Origin of the sequence: Phaeodactylibacter luteus, from assembly GCF_007993045.1 — a bacterium.
Lineage (GTDB): Bacteria > Bacteroidota > Bacteroidia > Chitinophagales > Saprospiraceae > Phaeodactylibacter > Phaeodactylibacter luteus.
Genome location: NZ_VOOR01000060.1, coordinates 22,706 through 29,885, shown reverse-complemented (window position 1 = coordinate 29,885; position 7,180 = coordinate 22,706). Strand labels below are relative to the sequence as shown.

The following is a 7,180-nucleotide window of genomic DNA, read 5'->3' as shown; positions in this document are numbered from 1 at the left end:
CACCTATCCAAACAGGTAAGGTCATGGTTACTATATGATGCATGTAGTCGCGATGGGCGGCAGCTCATCGGGCTGTGCAATGGAAGCTTCGTTGGTCTTCAAGAGCGGCTTCTCACCCCCCCCACAGCAGGGGCACGGCCGAGCAGGCTATAAGACAAAAGCCGCTGTGCAGCTCAGAAAGAGCTGCACAGCGGCTTATCGGTCGGGCGCAAACCAAAGTGCCGCAGGCGTTTATGCTTTTCGGGCTTTAGCTTGGCATCGGCCTAGCGCTGCGCAGGGGTGGCAAGCCCGACAGGGCCGAGCGGGCAGCGAGCCCCGCAGCATAGCGGCACCTGCCTACTTGGCAGGGGCAGGCTCCAAAAAACGGCAACTTTGCCTGCGTCCTATAGCCCCGCCTTTGAGAAGGCGAAAAAAGCAGGTATGCGCATTCTTAGTGTTACACCGTAGTCTTAGAGCCAAGGGCCGAAGACAAGTACTCACGGTTAAGGCGGGCAATGTTTTCCACAGAGATCCCCTTAGGGCATTCTGCTTCACAAGCCGTCACATTGGAGCACATGCCAAAGCCTTCCTCGTCCATCTGCTTGACCATAGCCTGTGCACGGCGTTTGGCTTCCACCTCGCCCTGAGGCATGAGCGCCAGGTGAGACACCTTGGCACTAACGAAGAGCATAGCCGATGCATTAGGACAGGCAGCTACGCAGGCCCCGCAGCCAATGCAGGCGGCCGCGTCGAACGCTTCAGCAGCAACCGATTTTTCCACGGGGATGGCATTGCCGTCCTGTGCCTGCCCGGTATTGACCGAAATGTAACCGCCGGCCTGAATGATACGGTCGAAGGAATCACGGGTGACCACGAGGTCTTTAACTACTGGGAAAGCGCTTGCCCGGAAGGGCTCAATAACGATGACATCCCCATCCTTAAAGTGGCGCATGTGCAGCTGACAGGTCGTGGTGCCCTGCTGCGGCCCGTGCGGTTCTCCGTTGATAACCATGCTGCAAGTACCGCAAATCCCTTCGCGGCAATCGTGCTCAAAAGCGACCGGCGACTCCTTTTTGGAGATCAGGTCTTCATTGAGTACATCAAGCATTTCCAGGAAAGACATATCCGGGCTGGCCTCCACCTGATAGGTTTGGAAGCTCCCTTTTGTATCGGCGTTTTTTTGACGCCATATCTTAAGTGTAAGTTTCATGATTTCCGTTTTTGAAGTGAGGCAGTCGGGTTACTTGTAGCTCCGGGTCTTGAGCTCAACGTTTTCGAATACGAGCTCTTCCTTATGCAATACAGGGTCAGTTTCCCAGCCGCTATACTCCCAGGCAGAAACGTAAGCGAAGTTCTCATCATCCCGGAGCGCTTCGCCATCCTCCGTTTGGTACTCCTCCCGGAAATGCCCTCCACAAGACTCGTTGCGGTCAAGGGCATCTACGACCATGAGCTCGCCCAGCTCCATGAAATCAGCTACGCGGTGTGCTTTTTCCAGTTCAGGGTTAAAGTCCTCTGCTTCCCCAGGGATGAAGACATCTTTGTAGAACTCCTCCCGCAGCTCGCGGATCATCTTGCGGGCTTTTTTCAGCCCCTCTGCATTGCGCGACATACCGCAGTAGTCCCACATGATTTTGCCAAGCCGGCGGTGGAAGCTCTCAACTGATTGGCTTCCGCCAATGCTCATCAGCTGATCGAGGCGGCTTTTCACTTCCTGCTCCGCCTGCACAAACTCCGCTGAATCCGGATCAATTTGCGGCGTACGGATTTCTTTGCTCAGGAACTGCCCGATTGTGTAAGGCAGCACAAAATAGCCATCTGCCAAGCCCTGCATCAAGGCCGAAGCCCCGAGGCGGTTGGCCCCGTGGTCAGAGAAATTGGCCTCTCCCGCAGCAAACAAGCCCGGTATATTGGTCTCTAGGTTATAGTCTACCCAGAGCCCGCCCATAGTGTAGTGGACCGCAGGATAGATCTTCATTGGCGTTTTGTAAGGGTTGTCGCCGGTAATCTTTTCGTACATCTCGAAGAGGTTGCCATACTTCTCCTCGACTACTTTCTCGCCCAATTCTCGGACCTGGGCATCAGAAGGGTTGTGGATGCCTTTTGTATTGGCCTCAGAGCGGCCATAACGCATGATGGCCGACTCAAAGTCCAGGAATACAGCTAAGCCAGTGGGCGCAACGCCGAGCCCTTCATCGCAGGCTACTTTGGCAGCACGGGAGGCCACATCACGGGGCACCAGGTTGCCGAAAGCCGGGTAGCGGCGCTCGAGGTAGTAGTCCCGCTGATCTTCTGCGATATCATTGGCCGTTTTGCGGCCCTCACGGATGGCTTTTGCATCTTCCTGATGCTTAGGCACCCATACCCGCCCATCGTTCCGGAGCGACTCCGACATGAGGGTGAGCTTAGACTGATATTCACCAGACTGCGGGATGCAGGTCGGGTGGATTTGCGTAAAGCAAGGATTGGCCATGTAAGCGCCTCGGCGCACAGCCCGCCAGGCTGCAGTACCGTTGGAGTTCATGGCGTTGGTAGACAGGTAGAAGACGTTGCCATAGCCGCCGGTAGCGAGCACCACACAGTGCGCTGCATGACGCTCCAATTTGCCGGTAAGCAAGTTGCGGGCAATGATGCCACGAGCTTTGCCGTCCTTGATGACCACATCCAGCATTTCGTGGCGGTTGTACATAGCTACGCTGCCCTTAGAAATCTGACGGGAAAGCGATTGATAGGCGCCCAACAGCAGCTGCTGCCCGGTCTGCCCACGGGCATAGAACGTACGGCTCACCTGCACCCCGCCGAAAGAGCGGTTGGCCAGCAGCCCGCCATATTCGCGGGCAAAAGGCACACCCTGAGCTACAGCCTGATCGATGATGTTGCGGCTCACCTCAGCGAGGCGGTGCACATTCGCTTCCCGGGAGCGGTAGTCGCCCCCCTTGATGGTATCATAAAACAAGCGATAAACGCTATCGCCGTCATTTTGGTAGTTTTTGGCCGCATTGATACCGCCCTGCGCAGCAATAGAGTGTGCGCGGCGGGGGCTGTCGTGGAAGGTAAAACACTTCACTTTATAGCCCAGCTCGCCCAAGGTAGCAGCGGCAGCGCCACCGGCCAGGCCGGTGCCCACAACGATGATCTCGATACGGCGTTTATTATTAGGCGCCACGAGGTTCATCGTGCCGCGGTACCGGGTCCACTTGTCTGATAAAGGCCCGGGAGGAATATTACTCTGGAAAGGCATAATTACAGTTTTAGCGATTGTCGGAATATATATAGTTTACTTCGTCAGGTACATGATGATGGGGATGATGGCAAACCCCAGCGGGACAAGGATGGAGAATGCTTTGCCCAAGCCCTTGATAAAAGGTGTGTACTTGCGATGATTGATGCCCAGTGTCTGGAAGGCAGACTGAAAGCCGTGGATGAGGTGATAGCCAATGACAACCATAGAGACCACATAAAAAATCACGAACCCAAGGTTTTCATAAGTAGCCGATACCAGCGTGTACAAGTCTTTCACGGTCTTGCCGTCATAAGTCTGCATGCCCACCGTGCCCATCTTCATCTGCAGCCAAAACTGGTACATGTGCACGACGATGAACACGAAGATAATAGTGCCCAGCCAGCCCATATTGCTTGCCGCAAAACCATTGGTGCCTGCAGCCCGGTTGACCTTGACCGCGTAGCCCTGGCCACCACGCGCCTGACGGTTCTTTCGCCACAGCGCCCAACCCTGAATGGCATGGAGGAGAATGCCCGCGTACAACAAATAAGACGTCATTTTGATCAGCGGGTTGGAAGTCATAAAATCAGCATAAAGGTTAAACTTCTCGCCGCCGTCACCGGCAAGCAGCTGTAAGTTGCCTATCAGGTGCACCACCAGGAAGCTGATGAGGAACAAGCCGGTCAGGCTCATTACTACCTTTCTTCCGATAGAAGAAGTCAGGAAATTGGAGAACCAGTTCATGTTTTTTGCTTTTTCGTTCTTGCTCTTTTCAAGGGGTAAACCGCTGACAGCCCTAAGGGCAAGGTGTTTACCCCCCGAAAAATTGATGATTTATTCGCTTTGTAAAAGTAGTAACAAATTCTATTGATAGGGACAACGCTTGCCGACTAATGTTTGGTTGACCCAAAAGCAGCCGGTTATTTAGAATTGTTCAAAATTGAGCATGCTCAAGCTGCTGCTAAAAAATCAAATACAAGGGTTTCTGCCGCCTGAACAAACAATTTGCAGGACCTACAGCGTTCTAGTAAAGTAAGGGCAAGGGCAGCAGCCTTTGCAGCCTGCTCAGTGCAAGCAACCCCATTGCTAACCTGTAGCCCCCGGCGGCGCACAAAGCCTGCTGGAGCTGCATTGCGAAAACCAACACACGCATTTCATTTATGGATCAGCCCAAACGGCAGCCCAAGGTCAGCTTCAGCCACTTTTTGGAAAAGTTCCCGGAAATCAAACTGCCAGTGACCCTTGGCGAAGAAGCTCACCACGCATTCAGCCAAAAGAACGACCCCCTCCACCCGGCTATGATAGAGCAGTTCATCTTGCCCTACGAAGAAGTGCCCGCAGATGAATTTACCGAGTTCGTGCCTTGCATGCGCATTCCCGATACCCACGATTTCCACGCCATCATTTATTGGCGGGCGATGCTGATGGCTTACCAATACACCTTGGCCACCTTTACCAGAAAAGGAGAGCTGATCGACCAGAAAGTCATCGCAGGAACGATATCACAAGGAGAAACGTTGACTACCTCAGTTGCCACGATAGAAGACGATTGGACGATTTACATTGTATCTGGCCAGACGGCTCAGGGCCGCCCAGGGCATTACGACCCCACCCAAAGCACGGCCAACAAATTCGAACTCTTGCCTGAAGGGCAAATCACAGAAACCGTATAGCCCCAGCCTGCCCCCGCGGTAGCATACCGCCGTCCGCGCTGATGACAGCGCGTTTTTAACACCCAAAAGAATTATGAGTAAAAACAGAAAAAACAAAAGCAAGAAAACGGGCCAAAAACTCAGTGCCCGACAACTGCGAGACGAAATCCTAAAGCTTTTCAAACGCAACCCCAAAAAATTACTGAACCCTAAGCAAATTTCCCGCAAACTGAAAATAGCCAACAATACAGACTCTGTTCAGGATGCTCTAGAAAAATTGGCCGAGCACAAAGATATACGCCCTGCCGGAGACTACAAGTTCAAGCTGAGCCAAGATGCCTCAGGGGGAGACCGCCGCGATGCCAAATACTACGAAGGCTTAGTGGACATGACCCGCTCAGGCGACGCCTATATCGTTTGCGAAGGCCTCGAAAACGACGTCCACATCTCCGCCCGGTTCCTGCATACCGCCATGAATGGCGACAAAGTGAAAATCAGGGTTTGGACGCCCCCAGGCCGCCGCAAGCCAGAAGGTGAGGTGGAGGCCGTCCTCGAGCGCGCCCGCGACCACTTCATCGGTACCTTGTGGCGCTACCCCAAACACGCAGTAGTCACGATTGATTTGGTGCCGCCCATAGATGTGGAGGTCGATATTAGCGGGCAGCCCAGCGCAAGCGATGAAGACCGCGTAGTGGTCCGGATCGACGAATGGCCTGAATCCCACCGCCATAACCCCAAAGGCACGGTCACTACTGTTTTGGGCAAAGCCGGGAGCAGCGATATCGAAATGAAGACCATCTTGGTCAACAACGGGTTTGACCTCGAATTCCCGGAAGATGTCATGCGGGAAGCCGAATACTTGCCGGCACGCATCAGCCAAGAGGAGATCAGCCGGCGGCTCGATATCCGTGGGGTCACTACCTTTACCGTAGACCCCGAGGACGCCAAAGACTTTGACGACGCCCTCTCCATACGAGACTTAGAGAATGGGGAGGTAGAAATTGGAGTGCACATCGCTGATGTCACCCACTACGTCAAAGAAGGTACCCCTCTGGACAAGGAAGCCCTCAGCCGCTCCACCTCCGTCTACTTGGTAGACCGGGTCCTGCCTATGCTGCCGGAGCGCCTTTCCAACGACCTTTGCTCCCTTCGCCCTAATGTGGACCGCCTGGCCTTCTCTGCCATTTTCGTGTTCAACAAGAACATGAAAATTGTCAACCGCTGGTTCGGCAAAACTGTCATCCACTCCGATCAGCGCTTCACCTACGAGCAGGCACAAGAACGCCTAGACGGCAAGGGCGGCGCATTTGCAGAGGAAGTGCAGCGCCTCGGCAAGATTGCCCGCCACCTGCGCAAACAGCGCTACAAAAACGGGGCCATCAATTTCGAGACCGACGAAGTCAAGTTCCGCCTTGACGCAGACGGAGCGCCTGTGGAGGTCTACGTCAAAGAGCGCAAAGAAGCCCACATGCTCATTGAAGACTTCATGCTCCTCGCCAACCGGGAGGTGGCTTCCTTCATTTCCATGAAAGGGAGAATGGAAGAGATCCCCTACGTGTACCGGATACACGACGAGCCCGACCCCGACAAAGTAATGGAGCTCTCTCGTTTTGCCCGGGAAATGGGCTTTGACATGAACGTCTCATCGCCTGAGAGCATCGCCAGGGAATACAACCGCCTGGCCCGCGAAACGGAGAAGCGCCCAGAACTGAAACTGCTCAGCCCCTTGGCCATCCGGACGATGTCCAAAGCGGCTTATTCTTCAGAGAACATTGGCCACTATGGGCTTGGCTTTTCTCACTACACCCACTTCACCTCCCCCATCCGCCGGTACTCCGATGTGCTCGCCCACCGCCTGCTAGAGCGCAACTTGGGCAGCGAAAACGTTTACCGCACCAATAAGGCTTACCTGGAAGAGCAGTGCAAGCACATTTCCAAAAAGGAGCGCAACGCCATCACAGCGGAGCGGGAATCTATCAAATACAAACAAGTAGAGTACATCGAGAAGCACATTGGAGAAGAGTTTGATGGTTTCATTTCGGGCATCATGGACCGGGGTTTCTTCGTAGAGCTCAAAGGCTTGATCGAAGGCATGGTCCCATTTGAAACGCTGGACGAGCCCTTCGATGTAGCAGACTCCCGCCTGCGCATGACTGGGGTATACTCCAAAAAGGAATACAAGATGGGGCAGCAAGTGAGGGTGCGCATTGCGCGTGCAGACCTGGCCAAGCGCCAAATTGAAATGGAATGGGTACGAGAAGAAGCAGTGCCCGCCAACGGGGGCGCAAAAGCCGGTAGGAGCCGCAGCGGGCGGCGCAAAAGATAA

5 protein-coding genes are annotated in these 7,180 nt (G+C 54.3%); 2 read left to right on the top strand and 3 right to left on the bottom strand.

Annotation, left to right across the window (positions count from 1 at the left end; all coding sequences use genetic code 11):
* Nucleotides 1-436: 436 nt before the first annotated feature.
* Genes FRY97_RS19285 through FRY97_RS19275 form a run of 3 tightly spaced genes read right to left on the bottom strand, consistent with a single transcriptional unit; the run spans nt 437 to nt 3,946 of the window.
* Nucleotides 437-1,189: a succinate dehydrogenase/fumarate reductase iron-sulfur subunit gene (locus FRY97_RS19285; RefSeq protein WP_147169210.1), complete on the bottom strand. Its 753-nt coding sequence runs from the start codon at nt 1,187-1,189 to the stop codon at nt 437-439.
* A 30-nt stretch (nt 1,190-1,219) separates the two neighbouring features.
* Nucleotides 1,220-3,220: a fumarate reductase/succinate dehydrogenase flavoprotein subunit gene (locus FRY97_RS19280; RefSeq protein WP_147169209.1), complete on the bottom strand. Its 2,001-nt coding sequence runs from the start codon at nt 3,218-3,220 to the stop codon at nt 1,220-1,222.
* 36 nt (nt 3,221-3,256) lie between these two features.
* Nucleotides 3,257-3,946 (bottom strand): succinate dehydrogenase cytochrome b subunit, encoded by a 690-nt coding sequence (locus tag FRY97_RS19275; protein WP_147169208.1) that lies wholly within the window; start codon nt 3,944-3,946, stop codon nt 3,257-3,259.
* Between the two features lie 416 nt (nt 3,947-4,362).
* On the opposite strand from FRY97_RS19275, the gene FRY97_RS19270 reads away from it, so the two are divergent.
* Together FRY97_RS19270 and rnr are read left to right on the top strand one after the other, a co-directional pair.
* Complete coding sequence (locus tag FRY97_RS19270; protein ID WP_147169207.1) at nt 4,363-4,875, top strand: hypothetical protein; 513 nt, start codon at nt 4,363-4,365, stop codon at nt 4,873-4,875.
* Between the two features lie 73 nt (nt 4,876-4,948).
* Complete coding sequence (gene rnr / locus FRY97_RS19265) at nt 4,949-7,180, top strand: ribonuclease R (RefSeq protein ID WP_147169206.1); 2,232 nt, start codon at nt 4,949-4,951, stop codon at nt 7,178-7,180.